The sequence below is a fragment of the Neisseria sp. P0019.S003 genome (genome assembly GCF_051957115.1).
In the GTDB taxonomy this organism is placed as follows: Bacteria; Pseudomonadota; Gammaproteobacteria; order Burkholderiales; family Neisseriaceae; genus Neisseria; species Neisseria flavescens_D.
The window spans coordinates 1-522 of sequence record NZ_JBQCWT010000046.1 but is presented as its reverse complement, the minus strand read 5'-3'; the positions used below and the strand labels follow the sequence as shown (position 1 = coordinate 522).

Below are 522 nucleotides of genomic sequence, written 5' to 3'. Positions count from 1 at the left end.
GCACAACAACACCCACCACACCACCAACCCACACACCACAAAAACCCCCAAACAACAACCACACCAAACCCAACAAAAACACCCACACCCAACCAACAACAAACAACCCAAACCCCCCCACCAACCCCCCAACCAACACAACAACAACAACAACAACAACCACAACAACAAACACACAACCAACAACACACACCCACACCACCAACCACACACACAACAAAAAAACCAACCACCAACACCCACCCAACCACACCCCCCCACCCACCCCCAACACACCAACACCAACCCCACCCCCCACACACTCGAAACCAACGTCATCCGCCCAACCGCTCCCCCACTCTACACATCCTCCAGCCAATATCGCTGCACTTCCCCTACTTCTGCTCCCGCACTTTTCAACCCGACACTCAAACACCTTCCCGCCGACCGCATCCGTTACACCGACCGCGATATGGTTGGTGCCCACTCCTAGCATGATCTCCGCAACCGCGCTCTCGGCACCTACCCCGTCTCCGCCATACA

At 55.7% G+C, this 522-nt stretch carries 1 protein-coding gene; it reads left to right on the top strand.

Features of this window, described 5'->3' with window-relative positions:
- On the top strand, positions 1–472 hold a 472-nt coding region (locus ACTHTS_RS11010; RefSeq protein ID WP_440370056.1), incomplete at its 5' end, for a hypothetical protein.
- Between the last annotated feature and the right edge of the window lie 50 nt (positions 473–522).